The sequence below is a fragment of the Paenibacillus sp. FSL H7-0942 genome, from assembly GCF_045040715.1.
GTDB lineage: Bacteria > Bacillota > Bacilli > Paenibacillales > Paenibacillaceae > Paenibacillus > Paenibacillus amylolyticus.
Map to the genome: position 1 here is coordinate 4107789 of NZ_CP150279.1, position 18275 is coordinate 4126063.

Annotated in this window: 9 protein-coding genes and 1 pseudogene; 6 read left to right on the forward strand and 4 right to left on the reverse strand. The window is 42.8% G+C overall.

From position 1 onward, the window contains the following. Positions 1-112 precede the first annotated feature (112 nt). From MHI48_RS18260 to MHI48_RS18275, 4 genes are all read left to right on the forward strand, one after another. A complete protein-coding gene (locus MHI48_RS18260) occupies positions 113-1321 on the forward strand; it encodes an MFS transporter (protein ID WP_405141358.1) in 1209 nt (402 codons plus the stop codon). Positions 1322-1411: 90 nt separating this feature from the next. Continuing rightward, entirely contained in the window at positions 1412-2650 is a 1239-nt protein-coding gene (locus MHI48_RS18265) for an aspartate aminotransferase family protein (RefSeq protein WP_100527344.1), read from the forward strand. 274 nt (positions 2651-2924) lie between these two features. Continuing rightward, positions 2925-3974 carry a zinc-binding dehydrogenase gene (locus MHI48_RS18270; RefSeq protein WP_100527343.1) on the forward strand — a complete coding sequence of 350 codons (1050 nt, stop codon included), beginning with the start codon at positions 2925-2927 and terminating at the stop codon, positions 3972-3974. A gap of 71 nt (positions 3975-4045) precedes the next feature. Then, positions 4046-4783, forward strand: a complete 738-nt coding sequence (locus tag MHI48_RS18275; RefSeq protein ID WP_100527342.1) for an HAD family phosphatase — start codon at positions 4046-4048, stop codon at positions 4781-4783. A gap of 143 nt (positions 4784-4926) precedes the next feature. Here the strand turns inward: MHI48_RS18275 and MHI48_RS18280 are convergent, their stop codons facing one another. Beyond that, entirely contained in the window at positions 4927-5109 is a 183-nt protein-coding gene (locus MHI48_RS18280) for a YjfB family protein (protein ID WP_100527341.1), read from the reverse strand. Between the two features lie 164 nt (positions 5110-5273). On the opposite strand from MHI48_RS18280, the gene MHI48_RS18285 reads away from it, so the two are divergent. Further along, on the forward strand, positions 5274-6380 hold the full coding sequence (locus tag MHI48_RS18285; protein WP_074095525.1) for a hypothetical protein: 1107 nt from the start codon (positions 5274-5276) through the stop codon (positions 6378-6380). A 56-nt stretch (positions 6381-6436) separates the two neighbouring features. On the opposite strand, the pseudogene MHI48_RS18290 reads toward MHI48_RS18285, so the two are convergent. Beyond that, positions 6437-7006, reverse strand: a pseudogene (locus MHI48_RS18290) (HAD hydrolase family protein); the annotation flags it as partial. A 5-nt stretch (positions 7007-7011) separates the two neighbouring features. Between MHI48_RS18290 and MHI48_RS18295 the strand changes: the two are divergent. Beyond that, on the forward strand, positions 7012-7635 hold the full coding sequence (locus MHI48_RS18295; protein WP_405144686.1) for an HAD family hydrolase: 624 nt from the start codon (positions 7012-7014) through the stop codon (positions 7633-7635). Positions 7636-7779: 144 nt separating this feature from the next. On the opposite strand, the gene MHI48_RS18300 is transcribed toward MHI48_RS18295, so the two are convergent. Continuing rightward, positions 7780-7962, reverse strand: a complete 183-nt coding sequence (locus tag MHI48_RS18300) for a YjfB family protein (protein ID WP_036613510.1) — start codon at positions 7960-7962, stop codon at positions 7780-7782. A 472-nt stretch (positions 7963-8434) separates the two neighbouring features. Further along, on the reverse strand, positions 8435-18256 hold the full coding sequence (locus MHI48_RS18305) for an amino acid adenylation domain-containing protein (RefSeq protein WP_405141362.1): 9822 nt from the start codon (positions 18254-18256) through the stop codon (positions 8435-8437). Between the last annotated feature and the right edge of the window lie 19 nt (positions 18257-18275).

The following is an 18275-nucleotide window of genomic DNA, read 5'->3' on the forward strand; positions in this document are numbered from 1 at the left end:
CATTATTTTACAACAAAAAGCATGTACATTTGGACAATTATGGTATAAGTTATATATAAAATAAACATTAATTACATAATATAAAATTTTTACCCAACTAGGAGGCGGGCTTTTGAAAAGAATATTCGCTCTAAGCTGCGGTTTTTATCTGTTAATCGGCATAACCAGCGTTGTGCTCGGTGCACTTCTCCCTGTTTTATTGTCACATTATGAGCGCGGTTACAGTGATGGCGGATTTTTGTTATTTCTGCAGTTTCTTGGATTTCTTGTCGGTGTAATTGTAGCTCCTGCCCTGACGGCCCGTATCGGAAGAAAAGCGATGCTGACCCTTGCCCTGATCTGTATTGTAGCCGCCTATATATTACTCGGTTTTTTGCCATCCTGGTCTGTAGTTCTTCTTCTCACGATTATCGTAGGTTTCGGTTCAGGTATCATCGAACCCTCTGTAGGTGCATTCACGATCGAATTCACTGAGAATCAAAAGGCGGTCGCCATGTCCAAGCTGGATGTCTTCTTTGCTCTTGGAGCACTTCTCATCCCGGCTGTCGCTGCTTTATTCATCTGGATAGATCTGTGGCATCTTACTTTTTATACAGTGGCCGTGTTGTCACTAGTTCTCATGCTACTGTGGATCACTATGCCCCGGCCAGCCGCACTGTATCTGGAACAGGCTGGCGAGAATACAGTGGCACATGCAGCAGGTAAAGCCCAATATTCGAGAAAACATCTGGGTCTGCTCACAATCTTCGTCATCTTCTTTTTCATCTACATGGGATTGGAACTGGGATTGATGAACTTCCTGCCCTCCATTCTCGTAGAACGATTGCACCTTCAGGAATCTGTCGCATCGCTGAGTGTCTCCATCCTGTGGATTGCGATGATCATCGGTCGTCTTTTCTCCGGGAAAATAGCGGAAGCCGTCAACTATATGCCATTCCTGATCTGGAGCACGGTTGGCACGCTTTTGTTTACTGTCGCTATGGTATTTGTAACTGGACAGTGGGCAACGTATGTGCTGATCTTCGGAACCGGTCTGTTCATGTCAGGGCTGTTCTGTATCGCACTGGTCTACGCAAATGTTCTGATTCCCGGTATGACCGAGCGGACAACCAGTATCCTGATCGCATCGGGTGGTATTGGAGGTGCCATCTTGCAGTATGTGACTGGATGGAGTATGAGTACAGGGCCTGTCGTTAATACAATCTGGATTTTGGCCGGATTCTGTCTGATTCTGCTGCTCACATTGATGGTCTCTCATCTATGGACTGTAAAAAATAATGCAGTACGTGCTGCTCTCGCACAACATAGCAAGGAAATGTAAACATCGTTTCTTAAGGGAGGTGATGCCCGCATCATCCGGGATTGTTGAGCTTCGTTCGAGCTAGTACACCATTATATTGGAGGAAATCGTATGCAAACTTTAACCAACAACCGCTTCATAGCCGGAAAAGGGATTAAGTTGATTGACGATTCAGGTGTTGAATACCTGGATGGCGTGTCGGGAACATTCAATCTGTCACTGGGCTATAATCACCCACATGTAGTCAGCAAAATTCAGGAACAAGTCGGCAATCTGACGCATATGTCTTCCTCCTTCACCGAACCGTACGTAAATGAAGTACTTGATCACTTAATCGAATATGCTCCAAACGACATTAATGCCGGATGGATGCGGGATATCACTGGTTCAACTGCCAACGAATGTGCAACCAAAATTGCACAGAAGTATACCGAATCAACAGACATCATCAGCCTGTATCTATCCCATCATGGGCAGACCCAATTTGCCACCGGAATTTCGGGAAATGCCTTCCGGCGGAAACGGTTCCCCAATTCGGCTGTGGCTAACGCTGTCCATGTACCTGCCCCATACTGTTATCGCTGCCCCTTCAAATCTTCAAGCGGAGACTGCGCCTATCAATGTGTTGAAGCCATCTCTGATGCCATAGAATATGCCAGTTCCGGCTCAGTCGCCTGCATGATTATTGAACCTATTCTCGGGAATGGCGGCAATATCATTCCTCCTGCCGGATATTTCAAACGACTGCGTAAACTGTGTGATGAGTACAATATTATTCTTATTGCCGACGAAGTACAGACAGGCATCGGTCGTACCGGAACCATGTTCGCCAGCGAACTGTTTGATATCCAGCCTGATATGATTACCCTTGCAAAAGGTCTTGGCGGGATCGGCGTACCTGTTGCTGCGGTATTAATGCAATCCCGGTTGAATGTGCTCGAAAAGCACGAACACTCCTTCACCTCAGGAAGCAATTTGATCTCCGTAACTGCTGCCAAATCCACCTTGGAAGTGGTATCCGAACCCGGATTCCTGGATGCGGTGAAACGTAAAGGTGAAATTTTGGGTGAATTGCTGCAAGAATTGGCAATGAAATACCCAAGTATCGGTGAAGCTCGTGGTGTCGGGTTAATGTGGGGGCTCGAGATTGTAGGTGACGGTAATGAACCGGATACGCTCAAAACCAATGCCATTGTTGACCGCGCTTTTACAGATGAGCATCTGATCTTGAGAAGTTCAAGATATGGCTTCGGCAACGTTGTTAAGGTCCGGCCTTCCCTTACCACAACCGAAGACGAACTGGTTGAGATTGTAGAGCGGCTGGATTCAGTGCTCGCCAGCGTTAATTAAAACATTTCAATGCAACTGTTCGAAGTGGTCGTTTCGGTTACGAATCGTTCTTATGATCGCTGTTATCCACGGATTTTCTTGATTTCCCTTTCCCAAGGGAAAAATCCATTGATAGCATATGCTTCCGAAGCAGCTTTCTTTCAGAAAGCTTTGAGGCGAACACTTCGCTTCTCCAGAATCGATTTCGTCCCTTCACTACTTTCGTATCTTGAAAAAACTATTTTAAGATGAATCGCTATTTTTATATTTTATATAATTATAAGGAGGTTATATCATGCTTGCATTGGTATACAAATCGGCTTGGGATGTGGCGCTTGAGGACCGGCCTGTTCCGGAAATTACAAGAGATAATCAGGTGTTGGTTCGTATTCGGGCGACAGGTGTATGTGGTACCGATCTCGGTATTGTAAGCGGCAAATATCATGCAGTTCCTTCTGTCATTCTCGGTCATGAGTCTGCCGGGGAAGTCATTGATGTTGGCTCTGCGGTAACGACATTACAGCCGGGCGACCGTGTTGTGATCGATCCTACCTACTATTGCGGACAGTGTGACATGTGCAGAACAGGCAGACAAAATCATTGCACACACAAGTCTGTTACCGAGACAGGTGTGAGTGCTGACGGAACATTTACAGATTATTATGTGACCGAGGATCGTTTTTTGTACAAATTGAAGGATCATGTGAGCTATGAAGAAGCAACTTTGACGGAACCACTCAGCTGTATGCTGACGGGGATTAATCAGATTCATCTACTGCCGAATTTCAGAACAATTATCCTAGGCGCAGGCCCGATTGGCATTCTGTACAGCTACGCGCTCGCTTCCAAAGGGGTTACCGGCTGTCTGGTCGACATCTCTGAGGAACGCTTAGCCATTGCCGGTTCCATTGCACCTGATCGTTGGGAAGTTCATTCATCCTTTGAAAATGCAATAGAATCGCTGTCACCCGCAACCCATCAGGTCGATATGATCGTGGATACAACAGGTGTTGTGGGCACACAAGTGCTTTCCCAGCTCGCCAGTGGCGGTTACCTGATGCTGGTTGGTCTGAGAGATGGAAACACATCATTCAATCCCAAGGAAGTTGTGGACCGCAGTCTGAAAATTATTGGTTCCATCGATTCTCTGGGGACATTTGCTACCGCACATTATATGATTGAACAAGGGATTATTCCGGCAAAAAAAATCATCACCCACTCCTTCCCGTTGGAGGATTACGAAGAGGCATTCCGCACACTTGGCTGCGATATTCAGGGACGCACACTTCAAGCCTCTTCACATGCCATTAAAGTTGTGCTGCAATCCAGCGGTTCCAGTTTCTAAAGTGGAAAGTTAACCATGAAAGGACTACATTAGAGATATATGTATACACAATCCTGGAGGAGGAATACAACATGGCAGCAAACAAAGAATCTAACGGACTGGGAGCACCCAATGATGACATCATTCAAGCGGTCATTTTTGATATGGATGGTGTACTAATTGACAGCGAACCGATTTATTTTGAGATTGAGCGCAGCTCATTTTCCCATTTTGGAGCAAGGGTGACTGATGAAGAACATCATACCTATGTTGGAGTTACGCTGGAATCCATGTGGCAGCAAGTACTGGACAAACATCAGCTGACAGCTACGCTGGAAGAAATATTTACTTATCATCAGCATAATGTGATGCAAACGATGCTCGCCCATCCGAATCTGACGGCGATGCCTTCCGTGGAACGCTGGTTAAGTTGGCTGCATGAGCAGCACATACCCATAGCTGTAGCTTCTTCCTCTCCACGTGCACTGATCGATCTGATCATGGACAAAACCGGACTTGAGCAATACTTTGAGGTGCGAATGACAGGTGAGGAAGTTACAAACGGCAAGCCGGCACCAGATATTTTCCTGACCACAGCTGAGATGATTGGTGCATCCCCTTCGAATTGTCTGGTGATCGAGGACTCGCGCAATGGTGTCCACGCCGCCAAAAGTGCAGGCATGCGTTGCATCGGATATCGTAATCCGGGATCAGGCAATCAGGACTTGTCCAAAGCCGATCTTCAGATTTCCAGTTACGATGAGTTATGGACATTGAAGGATACGCTGCCCTTTGAAGGCAGATTGCCAAGCTTGTCAAAGTTTCGCTGAGAAGATCGTAATAAAAAGATCATAATTTCGGAATGTATTTAGAAAAAAAACAACCCAAACGGCTTCAATTCATTCGAATTGGAGCTGTTTGGGTTTTGCTTGCTGCAATGGGTATTACATGAGGACACATACTGTAATTTCAACTAAACCGAAAGATCGAGACTTCCACCCAGATTGGGATGAGGAGCAGGCATTGACTTCAACATTTCTGCCATCTGCTGGCCTTGCTGCTGTGCCATGTCTTTTGTAATCGACATCACTTGCAAGCTTGCCGACTGCACTACTGACGCTCGGCTCATCGCCATTGATAAAGCTGCAATATCCAAGTTCTACACTTCTTTCGCTGTCTGATCACATAGATGTACTTATTATAAGTCGGACAGTGATGAGAAAATGTTGAACAAAGCAGATCAAGCAAATAATTACCTGTTATGGCTGTTAGCTTCATGCTATAGTCTTAAGGTAAAAAAAATTAAAGGAGAGACTTGTAATGAAGGGTTTTAAGGAATTGATCTGTATTTTTATTAGTTTTAGTTTACTGTTCTTATTACTTCCGCCTTACACGTTAGCGGCTGGTAATCCCCTAACTGAGTCCTACCGTGATATTGAATACACTATATTTATTGATGGAAAGCTTGCGAGTTCCAAAGATCAAGCATATCTCGCGGATAATGGTACCATATACATACCCATCAAAATGTTCAAACAAATCGGTTCACTTATTGCTGTAGGAAATGGATTTGAAGTCAAAACCAAACTAAAGAAAGAACAAGTAAGTAAGAAAGATACCATATTGTACAAAGGAATAACCTACATATCATTCGAGAAGTTTCTAAAGATTTCCGGTTACTCAGGCAGGAATGAAGATAATTTAATGGTAGCATTTATATGGGGAGACGAGGACGGAGCAACACGGACTAAGAAATTAATGAACGGAGTCCTTAGTGTTCCCAAAGCATATCGTTCCGTTTTTGGATCAAAAGTATACTCATATGCACTAGATCAACCTGGCTGGATCGTCAGCATGACCCAACTTTATCAACTCACGGAAGTAACTATACAATCAGCAAATGGAAAGACCGTCACAGAATACATATATAAGGACATTGGATTTTCGAATTTTTGTTATTATTTTGATTACGAATATTTCATACATATCGCTTTTAAGGGGGGCGAATATTGGGCTAACAAAAATAATTTACCTTCTTCAAATCCGCTTTATCATTTAGAAAAAATAAAAATTCTTTCCGTTGATATTAAAAAAAATAATGTAATTGTGAAAGCCAAAAGAGCTAGTGGGAAGTCGATTACGTTCAAGTTGCCTGTTACAGACGATCCAAATGAATTTATTAATGGGTTGTTCTATGACAGTGACCCTAAAAAAGATTACCCAGGCTGGTCTTCAAACGTCTGGAAACTTATTAGTCAGCAAAAGATCAAATTAGGGATGACGTTTAATCAAGTGTTACTTTCTTGGGGGAGTCCAAACAGCACCAGTAACTCTACTAGTTCATTAGGTTCTATTGATATTTGGGTCTATGGAAATACCTACGTAACCTTCTACAATGGACAGATATATTCATGGTCCGATTACTAAAATTCGAGAGCAACTAGGTTGCTCTCTTTTTATTAGCTGTTCATTAGTGAATCAACTTACCCTTCAATCAATCCATACTTCACAAAACTATGATACAATCCATCTTCCTCTACTGTTCCAGTAATAACATCTGCAATGGCTTTCAGTCCAGGCTTTGCATTCCCCATGGCAATTCCGATATTACAAAATTCCAACATCTCGGCATCATTCATGCCATCACCGATGGCGAATGTATCTTCTTGGGACATGCCTAAATACTTCAGCAGATCGGCGATCGCAATCGCTTTGTGAATGCCAGGGATCATCAGTTCACCACTTCCTTCACCAAAGATCGGCACAGTGCACTGAATGACTTCGAATTTTCCTTCAAACTCTTGTTTGATCCGCTCAAACGGGAGGGCTAGGCTCTCCAGGAAACATACACTGTTCACATCATCCTTATACAGGTCGGCCTCTCCATACGTTAATCCGGCAATAAACGGGTGCGGTTTCAGCTCCTTCTTCTCTCTGGCTACAGGGTCATTTTCCACATCACCATAGATGCGGCGTTCCAGGTGAGGTTGAAGATTGCTACTCGCATACAGAGCCGAATTGGATTCAAGGTAGAAGTCAATGCCGTTTTTATTTCGAGATTGAGCGTAGCTCCTTTGCCCATTTTGGAACAGTGATGACGGAAGAAGAACACCACACTTATGTTCGCGTTACGCTGGAATCCATGTGGCAACAAGTATTGGACAAACATCAACTGACCGCTACGCTAGAAGAAGTATTTGCTTATCATCAGCATAATGTGATGCAAACGATGCTCGCCCATCCCAACTTAACGGCAATGCCTTCCGTAGAAAACTGGTTAAGCTGGCTGCATGAGCAACACGTACCAATAGCCGTTGCTTCTTCCTCTCCACGTGCACTGATTGATCTGATCATGGACAAAACCGGACTTGGACAATACTTTGAGATTCGAATGACAGGTGAGGAAGTTACAAACGGCAAGCCGGCACCAGATATTTTCCTGACCACCGCTGAGATGATTGGTGCATCCCCTTCAAATTGTCTGGTGATCGAGGACTCGCGCAATGGTGTTCACGCCGCCAAAAGTGCAGGCATGCGTTGCATCGGATATCGTAATCCGGGATCAGGCAATCAGGACTTGTCCAAAGCCGATCTTCAGATTTCCAGTTACGATGAGTTATGGACATTGAAGGATACACTGCCCTTTGAAGGCAGATTGCCAAGCTTGTCAAAGCTTCACTGAGAAGCTCGTAATATAAAGATCATAATTTCGGAATGAGTATTTAAAATAAAACAACCCAAACGGCTTCAATTCATTTGAATTGGAGCTGTTTGGGTTTTGCTTGCTGCAATGGGAGTTACATAAGAACACATGCTGTAATTTCAACTAAACCGAAAGATCGAGACTTCTACCCAGATTGGGATGAGGAGCAGGCATTGACTTCAACATTTCCGCCATCTGCTGGCCTTGCTGTTGTGCCATGTCTTTTGTAATCGACATCACTTGCAAGCTTGCCGACTGCACTACTGAAGCTTGGCTCATCGCCATTGATAATGCTGCAATATCCATGTTCTGCACTCCTTTCACTTTCTGATTACATAGATGTACTTATTATATATCGGTTAGAAGGGAGGAATTGTTAAAAGGTCGATCACAATGTTGATCCGACCACGTAAGAGACTTCATTTCTCCATCTACAGTAATTTTCCAGTTTCTTCATTAACGGAGCATAAAAAGGGGCGTCCCATAAGTCATGAGCATGACTGAGGACACCCCTTATTAACGTTAATTTATTCTAATGAACCTGGCACACGCTATTCACTCTGATTTGCACAGGTCTGTAGTGTAACGAATCACAGAGACGTTATTTCGTCGATTGGGTCGTTTTTTAGGTTCTAACACCTTGATATGACGAAATAACGTTACTGAGGTTCGTTTAAGTTTGCCATTCACATCGAATCTACCTCTTAAGACGCGTCAGATTCGTTAGCGCTTTGAGTGAGGAGGAAACTCACTTTTGGAGCGGCCCATTACTTGTGCATTAATAACTGTTCGACGTACTCAACGCAAGTTCGTTTATTTTAACTTCCGGGTTACTTACCACCTGTTGAATCATGGAAATAAAGTGTTTTTGAATCTGTTCAACGGTAGATGGGTCATACACATTGGCATTGTACATCAAAATGATTTTCATATTTTCATGGGGTTTGACAATCAAGGTAAAATCAAAACTATTGTGTTCTGTACCCCCAACATTCATAATCTCAAGCGGTGTTTCACCTTTCTGACCCAGACTCTCCATTCGGTTCTCTACCGGGAAGTTCTGATACACAACAACATGATTAATCAGAGATTGTTTTTGCTTGGTCAGATTTTGAATATCATATAACGAATACGTATCATATGCATGTGACTCCACAGCTTGTGCCTGATTCCTTTTCATTAGAGATATAAATGACTCATCTGCCTTAGCCTGGATACGAACAGGAATCGCATTAATAAATAATCCAATCATGCTTTCGATCCCAGGAATGACAGGCGGTCTGCCCGATACAACACTTCCGAATACAACATCGTTGCTCTCATTGTATTGTTGCAACAATACACCCCAGACCGTCTGCATTAACGTATGGAGAGTTACATGCTGCTGTTCCGCAATCTGTTTCATTTGCTCGATTAGTAGATCATCCAAATAACAGTTTAACGTTCTGGAATCCTGTCTTTCATGTTTCGGTTTGATTTTTTCTCCAGGCAGTTTCGTTTGTCCTTCATAACCATCCAGGTAATGACTCCAATACGTTATTGCACCTTGATGATCTTGCTGTTCCAGCCATTCAATGAATTGACTATATGGGGTTAATAGAGTCAATTGAGGCTTTCTATTTTCCCGAATCGCAAAATAATTTTCAAATATCTCTTTGCTTACAAGAGACATACACCAGCCGTCCATCAAAATATGGTGAAAACTCCATATGACGCGGTATTCCTCAGGCTCTATTCTCAAAACAGACATACGGATTAGCGAATCTCGTTGTAAGTCAAATCCTCTTGCCTTGTCCTGCTCGATATACTCGTCAACATACGTTTTACGTTGCAGCTCACTTGTGCCAGCTACAACTTCATAGTTAAATTCAAATTTCTTCTCTTGATACACGATTTGAAGAGGGATATCCACGAAATCACTGTAAAAATTAGTTCTTAATATCGCATGCCTTTGCATTAATTGATCCAAACTTTGCGCAAAAGAGGTAACATCCAAATCTCCACGCATATCAAACATGATTTGTACAAAGTAAGCGCCCGAAATTGGATTCCGTTCACTTTCGTACAACATTTCCTTCTGTAATGGTGTAAGTGGGTACACATTTTCGATTCGACCGATGTGCCCAGTGTGTTCCACGATTTGATCCAATTGATCAATGGTTAATGACTTGCATGAAATATCACTTGGCGTAAGCTCGGTTTGTTCCTTCCTTACACAATGTTCAACGACTCTATTAAGACCTTCCTTATAGAGACAAGCCAATTGCTCCATCGTTTCCCGGCGATATTGTTTTGAACTATAGTTAATGGACAACGACAACCGCCCCTCTGTAACAATGCCATTGATATTTAGAACAAAAGGTCTCTTGTTGTTTTCACTTACAGATGGCCCGCTGGAATAATGCGAGAATTTAATACCATCTTGGCCCGAATCCTGATTCACCTGTCCCATATAGTTGAAACTAATTTCGGGATTTTTCTCTAACTTGAATTCTTCATCTCCATGTGACAAATACCTCGAAATCCCGTAACCAATGCCTTTGGTTGGAATCTGACGCAGTCCTTCCTTAACGGTCTTAATCTTCCTTGATAAGTCAGCCCCGGACTCCATCGTAATCATAACGGGGTACATGCTCGTAAACCATCCCACTGTACGCGTAATGTCCAGCTCTGGCAGGATGTCTTCTCTACCATGCCCTTCCAGATTTACGAGGATTTCTCCCATGCCTGTCCAATCATGAACAGCCATTCCTAATGCGGTTAGCAATATATCATTAATTTCCGTATGGTACGCATGATGTGTTTGCTTTAATAATTGCTCGGTTTCCGCAGCTGTCCAATGAATGGTGATCGTTTCACTATCTTTGCCAATCGTCTCATCACAATCCATATCTTTAGGCAGCGGGCTTAGCTGGGCCTGCTCCACACGACTCCAGTATGGATTCTCTTGCTTCATCGCCGGGCTGTCTGCAAACGTAGACAATTGTTCTGCCCATTGTTTAAACGAGGTCGTTTTTTGAGGAAGCCGGATTTCTTCACCTCTTAAGAACTGGTCTTGCCCTGTCTGAATATCTTCATATAAAATACGCCATGAAACCCCGTCTACCAACAAATGATGAATGGCAATAAGCAGGTGATCCCCTTCAGCACATTGGAAAAACCCAAGTTTGATCAAAGGTCCGTGAGACAGATCCATACCACTCTGAATTTCTTTTGCTTTATTTTCAATGAACGATGCAGGATCTGCTTCTGTTTTGAGGTCAACGATTTCAAGGCTGTATAATCCTTCTTCGTCTGCCCCTCGATTCCACGCTCCATATCCGCCCTCAGGAGCTTGTCGATAAAGGATGCGGAGAGCATCATGCTGTTTCACGATCTTATCCATGATGCTGTGAATAAAACGAACATCAAACCCTTTTTCACGAAAGAACATCATTTCCTGATTGTAATGATGTGCATCCACCATATGTTGATCAAAGAACCAGCGCTGAACAGGTGTCAGCATCACTTGTCCCGTAACTTCCCCTTGTTCAGAAATAGTGCTCACGGATGTAACGTGTTCACTCAACTCCGCTACTGTCGGATAGGTGAAGAAATGCTTCATTTCCACTTTATATCCTGCTTGAAGCAGTCGTGAGGAAACTTGAATACATTTAATCGAATCGCCCCCGAGTTCAAAGAAATGATCTGATGTGCTAACCTTTTGAACACCAAGCACAGCTTCCCAGGCAGCGACGATCGCTTGTTCTACAGCGTTCTGCGGCGCCATATACTCGGTCCCTTTTTGCATATGTTCTTGTGGAGATGGCAATGCCTTACGGTCAACCTTCCCATTGGAAGTTAACGGTATATGCTCTAATTGAACAAAATAAGACGGGATCATATAATCCGGAATTTCATGAGATAATGCCATTCTGATTTTCTTCGCTGTCAGTGAGCTGTCGCCTTTCCAATACGCACACAACTGCTTCGAACCATCCTTATGCTCACGGGCAATAACGACTGCTTCCTGAATGGAGTCTATTTGCAAGAGCGCAGTTTCCACTTCGCCAAGCTCAATTCGGTAACCGCGAATTTTCACTTGATGATCGATTCGTCCCAGATATTCAATATTTCCATCCGGCAGCCATCTTGCGGCATCTCCTGTGCGATACATTTTCCCTTTTGTAATCCAGGGATGATCAACAAATTTCTCTGCGGTTAAATCAGGCCGGTTCAGATAACCTCTGGCAAGCCCCTCACCTGCTACAACTAATTCTCCCTGAACACCGATCGGTTGAATGCGTTGATGTTTATCCAAAATATAGGTCTGCAACGTTGGGATTGGTTTTCCAATATTGCTCTTTCCAGCATGTATTTCAATGTCGGTTATTTCCTTATACGTTACATGAACCGTTGTTTCGGTTATCCCATACATATTAATTAACTGGATAAATGGATATTTCAGCTTCCATTCCTTCAATAACACGGGATTGAGGGCTTCTCCTCCAAAAATCACTTTTCTTAATTTCAGATCTGTTGCATGACCTGCCAGTTCTTCCTGAAGAAGATGATAGAAATACGTTGGCGTTTGATTCAATATCGTCACTTGCTCGTTTTTTAACAATTGTAGAAATTGTTCCGGACTTTTTGCCGTCATTTGAGGTACGATAACCAGTTTTCCGCCATAGAGCAATGCCCCGTACATTTCCCATACCGAAAAATCAAAACAAAAGGAATGGAATAATGTCCATGTATCTGATGCATTAAAATCAAACAAATTTTTACTATTGAATAACAATCGCACCACATTTTTATGTTCAATACATGTCCCTTTTGGTTTACCTGTCGTTCCTGAGGTATAAATTACATATGCCAGGCCTGTTGGTGCAGCAGTCATTCCCAAATTGGAATGATCTTCATGATAGGACTCAAGTAGATCCAGGCAAACGACCTCTCCTGCAAAAGAGATGCGTTCTTGCAAATGACTTTGCATTAATAATACATGTACACCCGAATCCTCAAGCATGTAGTTTATACGATCCTCCGGATATTCAGGATCAATCGGCACGTATGCGCCACCCGCTTTCAAAATCGCAAGGATTCCTACAACCATGTCTAACGAACGATCAGCGATGATCCCGATTAACTGATCATTTTGAATGCCTTTAGCCTTCAACGTTCTTGCCAATTGGTTGGCTTTCTCGTTCAGCCCTTGATAGGTCAAATGTTGATCCTCAAATACAACCGCAACGTGTTCAGGAGTTCTTGCCACTTGTTCCTCAAACAGTCCATGAATCGTCTTGTCCATTGGATATTCAGCCATAGAGTCATTAAACTGTTCCAAAATTTGCGTTTTCTCCTGTGTTGTGGTCACGTCGATTTCATGGATAGGGATATGAGGATTGTCAACCACCTGCTCCAGCATCCGAATCAAGTGACCTTGAATCCGCTCTACGTTTGCCCGATCATAGACGTTAGCATTGTAATAGAACATGCATTTCATGGATTGGCCTGGTTTAATAATCAGGTTAAAGTCATAGTTCGTTTGTTCATCTGCTTCTACATTCGTAATCCGAAGAGCTGTCTCCTCCTGATCCCCAAACTGTTCCATAATGCCCTGTACAGGATAATTTTCGAATATCAGGATATGATCAATCAAATGTTGCTTTTGCGATGTTTCCGCTTGAATCTCGTATAACGGATACGTGTCATGTGGATGCGAAGCGACAGCATGTTCCTGATTCCGCTTCATAATCGCTGCAAATGTCTCGCTACCTTGAGTCTGAATGCGTACAGGAATGGTATTGATGAATAAACCAATGATTCGCTCAACTCCAACAATCGCCGCAGGTCTGCCCGACACCACGCTTCCGAATACAACATCCTCACTGCCATTATATATCTGTAGCAACATTCCCCAGGCTGTTTGCATAAACGTATTCAGCGTCACCTGATTCTGACTGGCCACTTGTGCGATTTGTCCGGTTAATTCTTGACTTAATGTACAAATCATATGCTCTGAATGATATTCATCACTCTTCGTAATCGAATGTTCTTTTGGCAAAGTGGTCTGCTCATCATAACCTTGCAAATAGTCACGCCAGTATTTCAGGGACTCTTCATGATCTTGGTTGTCCAGCCATTCAATATAGTGTTTGTATGGAATCGTACTCTTTGCCTCCAGTTTTCGTTGTTCCTGAATAGCAAAGTATCCATCAAACAACTCCTGGATTACAAGAGACAGGCACCAGCCATCCATTAAAATATGATGATAATTCCAAATGAAACGATAGGTTTGGTCATGCGTTTGCAAGATCGAGATACGCATTAACACATCCTGAGACAGGTCGAAACCTTTTATTTTATCTGCTCTTGTATAGTCTGCCACGTATGCTTCACGATCTTCTTTATTCATCTCACGCAAATCTTCGTATGTTAGCCCATTCCGTTTATGACGGTATACCACTTGCAGAGGTCCATTATTCCATTTGCTATGAAAATTTGTTCTGAGAATCGAATTACGCTGCATCAACTGATCCAGACTCTTCGTAAATGCTTCCATGTCTAACGGACCATGAAGATCCAGCGTAGTTTGAAGGAAATACGCTTCCGATTTTGAATGAAGCAAATGATGAAAGAACATCCCATTTTGCATCGGTGACAAAGCATATATATCTTCGATTTCACCAATGTGTTCCGATTCTTGAACAAATCCTTCTAATTCTTCAATCGTAATTCCTTTTAACGTTAGATCACTTGGTGTACATTCCGGCTTCTCTTTTGTCACACAATGCATCACGATTTCTTGCAGATGATCTCTAAAATATGTTACCATTCGCTCCATCGTTTCTTTTTGATATTGTGTGCGACTATACCGAAGGGATAACGTCAATTTGCCTTCCACAATTAAGGCATTCATATCGATAAGAACATTTCTTCTGTGATTGTCGCTTGCTGTTGCTCCGCCTGGATAGGGAGAGATCTGCATCCCACTATTCTGAAGATCCTGATCAAATTGACCCAAATAGTTAAAGCTAATTTCAGGATTCAAGGTAAAGGGCGTTTCTTGCTGATGTGCACTTAAATATCGTAAAATACCATAACCAATCCCTTTTTTAGGGATTTGACGAATCATTTCTTTGTTTGTTTTGATGAAAAGAGACATATTTGAACTTGCTTCCATATCAAGTACAACCGGATACTGGCTCGTAAACCATCCGATCGTTCGTGTAATATCGAGATCCGGTAAAATTTGTTCTCTTCCATGTCCCTCCAGATTGACCAGCACTTTATCCATGCCCGTCCATTGGTGAATAGACATGCCTAGTGCATTGAGCAGCAAATCGTTAATTTCCGTTTTATAAGCACGATTCGCTTGTTTTAATAATTGTTCCGTTTCTGCCACTGACCATTCCATGGTGATCTCTTCACTGTCTTTTTCCAGTGCATGATCCGCTTCGAAATCTGTAGGTAACGGTTTATAGGTTGCTTGTTCAATTTCATTCCAATAGGCTAGCTCTTGCGTTATCGCATCACTGTTCGCATACAACTGGAGCTGTTCTGCCCATAATTGGAAGGAAGCCGTTTTTTGCGGTAGTTGAATGGATTCTCCCTCACTTAATTGTTCATATCCTCTCGATAGGTCTTCGATCAAAATTCGCCATGAAACCCCGTCGATGACGAGGTGATGAATAACGATGAGTAAATGATCTCCGTCTGCACATTGAAATACGCCCAGCTTCATCAAGGGTCCACGTTCCAACGTAAACGTGCTTTGCATTTCATTTGCCTTCTTCTCGATTTCTTGAGACGGATCTGCTAATGACTTGAAGTCCATCACTTCAAGTGTATATAAGGATTCCCTTGCCAACCCTTCATTCCACGCTTCATAACCCTGTTCTGTAAGGCGATATACTGTACGAAGTGCATCATGATGCTCACTCAATTTATCGAATACACGGCGAAGTGTAACTTCATGAAAACCTTCTTTCCGATACAACATCACGGACTGATTATAATGATGGGCGTCCACCTTATATTGCTCAAAAAACCAATGCTGGATTGGAGTCAGCATCACTTTTCCAGTGATGATTCCCTGTTCTGACAGGGTACTTATGGGTTGAACATAGGGAATCAAGCTTGCTATGGTTGGATTTTTAAACAGATGATCCATCTGCACCTGGTAACCTGCTTGATATAACCTCGAAGAGACTTGAATGGATTTAATCGAATCTCCTCCAAGCTCGAAGAAATTATCCAAAATCCCAATGTTCTCAACCCCAAGTACCTCTTCCCAGATCGATACAAGTTGTTGTTCCACCATCGTTCGGGGTGCTTCGTACTCCATGCCCTTCAACATATATTCTTGGGGAGCAGGCAAAGCTTTGCGATCGATTTTCCCGTTAGACGTGAGCGGCATCTGATCCAGCTGTACAAAATAGGACGGAATCATGTAGTTTGGCAGTTGCTGGGACAGCGCCTCCCGCAGTTCCCCAATCGTGATTGCATCCTCTCCTACCAGGTACGCACATAATTGTTTGGTTCCCGTTTCATCTTCTCTGGCTATGACGATGGCCTCTTTTATCTGGGTACTATTTAGAAGAGCCGTCTCCACTTCACCAAGTTCAATCCGGTGTCCACGAATTTTCTCTTGATGATCCACCCTTCCTATATACTCTATGTTCCCATCGGGCAGCCATCTTGCGAAGTCACCCGTCTTGTACATTTTCGCTCCCGAAACAAATGGATCATCCACGAATTTCTCCGCAGTCAGATCTGGACGGTTCAAGTAACCTCTGGATAGCCCTGCTCCCGCTACACATAACTCTCCCTGAACACCTATAGGCTGTAATTCATTCTGTTCTCCTAAAATGTAGACTCTATTGTTCGCAATAGGCTTCCCAATTGAGATATTTTGACCTGCCGACTTGATCGACAGAACTGTGGATACAACACTATTTTCAGTTGGACCGTATTCATTACACACTTCGATGCGTGGATTGATGCGCTGCAATTTGTGTATTAAGGCAGGAACAATCTTCTCTCCCGCAGCCACCACATTTTTCATGGATGCCCAATCTTCCGCGCTTACTTGTTCCAATAGCGTCATCAAGAAACTGGGTGGACTTTGGATGTGCGTGATTTGCTGTTTTTTGACCATCGTATTGATGGCTATAGCATCTTTACACTGTTGCTGGTTTAACAAATACACTGTCGAGCCAGATATCATCGGACCAAAGAAATGAGTAATAAATGAATCAAAAACGAAAGGATTCAGCATTAATACCCGATCATCTCCGGTAAAATGATAAAAATCCGATTTCCATTGCAGGGAATTCACAATGCTGGCATGTTCAATCTTTACGCCTTTGGGATGACCTGTTGTTCCAGACGTGTAGATCATATATGCCAAATCACTGGAGATCGCTCCATCGTCCAAATTTAAATGATCCTCATAGTGATTTATTTCAGAATCCAGAATGACACATGTCCCTGCAAAATGTTCAGGTTCCTGTATATGACTTTGATGCAGCAACCAAGCCACTTTTGAATCCTCAAGGATATAGTTAATACGGTCTGCCGGATATTCCGGATCGATTGGGACATATGCCCCGCCAGCTTTTAGAATACCGAATAAACCTATGATCATCTCAAGTGAGCGCTCTGCCATAATGCCAACGAACTGACCCGCCTGCACCCCCTTAGCTTGAAGCAATCGGGCCAATTGGTTGGATTTTTGATTTAACTCTCTGTACGTTAACTGTCTATTCTCAAATACAACTGCCGGATGGTCCGGTGTTCGCTCCACCTGTTCTTCAAATAATTGATGCATCGTCTTGTTCTGTGGATACTCAACCCTTGTATCGTTAAAGTCATATAACAGCTTGTTTCGATGAAACTCCGATAACATATCGACATGACTTAACTCCAGATCAGGTTGGTTCAGCACAATGGAAAACAATTGGTCAAGATGCTCTACAATTTGAACCATATAATCGCGATCATAACGATCATCATCATAAACTAATCTTAACTGAATGGAGTCGTTCTCCAGATCAAAGTGGAACATTGTCGCCGCTTTTACGTTATTTTCATCAAGGGCAGGATGAATTTCATTCAACGAAACCAAGGTATGAATTAGAGGTACATGGTTCGAATCATACTGAACATTTAAACGTTCAACCATTTTTCTGAAAGGGATTCGTTGATGCTGAATGGCTTCGGTTAAACTGGTCTTCACTTGATTAAATAAGGATTTGAATGACATCGCTTGATTGATATTATTTTTTAAGACAAGAACCTTATTCGAGAGCGATAGATCAGTGTTCTTTTCTTCCATCGTTGGTATACCAATAATCATCTTGGTTTCATTCGTGTATTTATATGACAGACACTGAACTCCCGTTAATAAGATCGTATATATCGCCATAGGAGCATTTCGCGACATGGACTTGATTTTATATGAAACATCGGCTGACAAAGACTTATATATATCATTCTGGTGCTGCGTATCGTCTGGGTGTTTGGAGGTTGTCTTGCAATAAGGCAAATGAACAAGGTGATCATCATCTTCAAATCGGCTTGCCCAATACGATTCCTGTTTCTTAAAAATAGACATACGGCACCCCGATCACTTT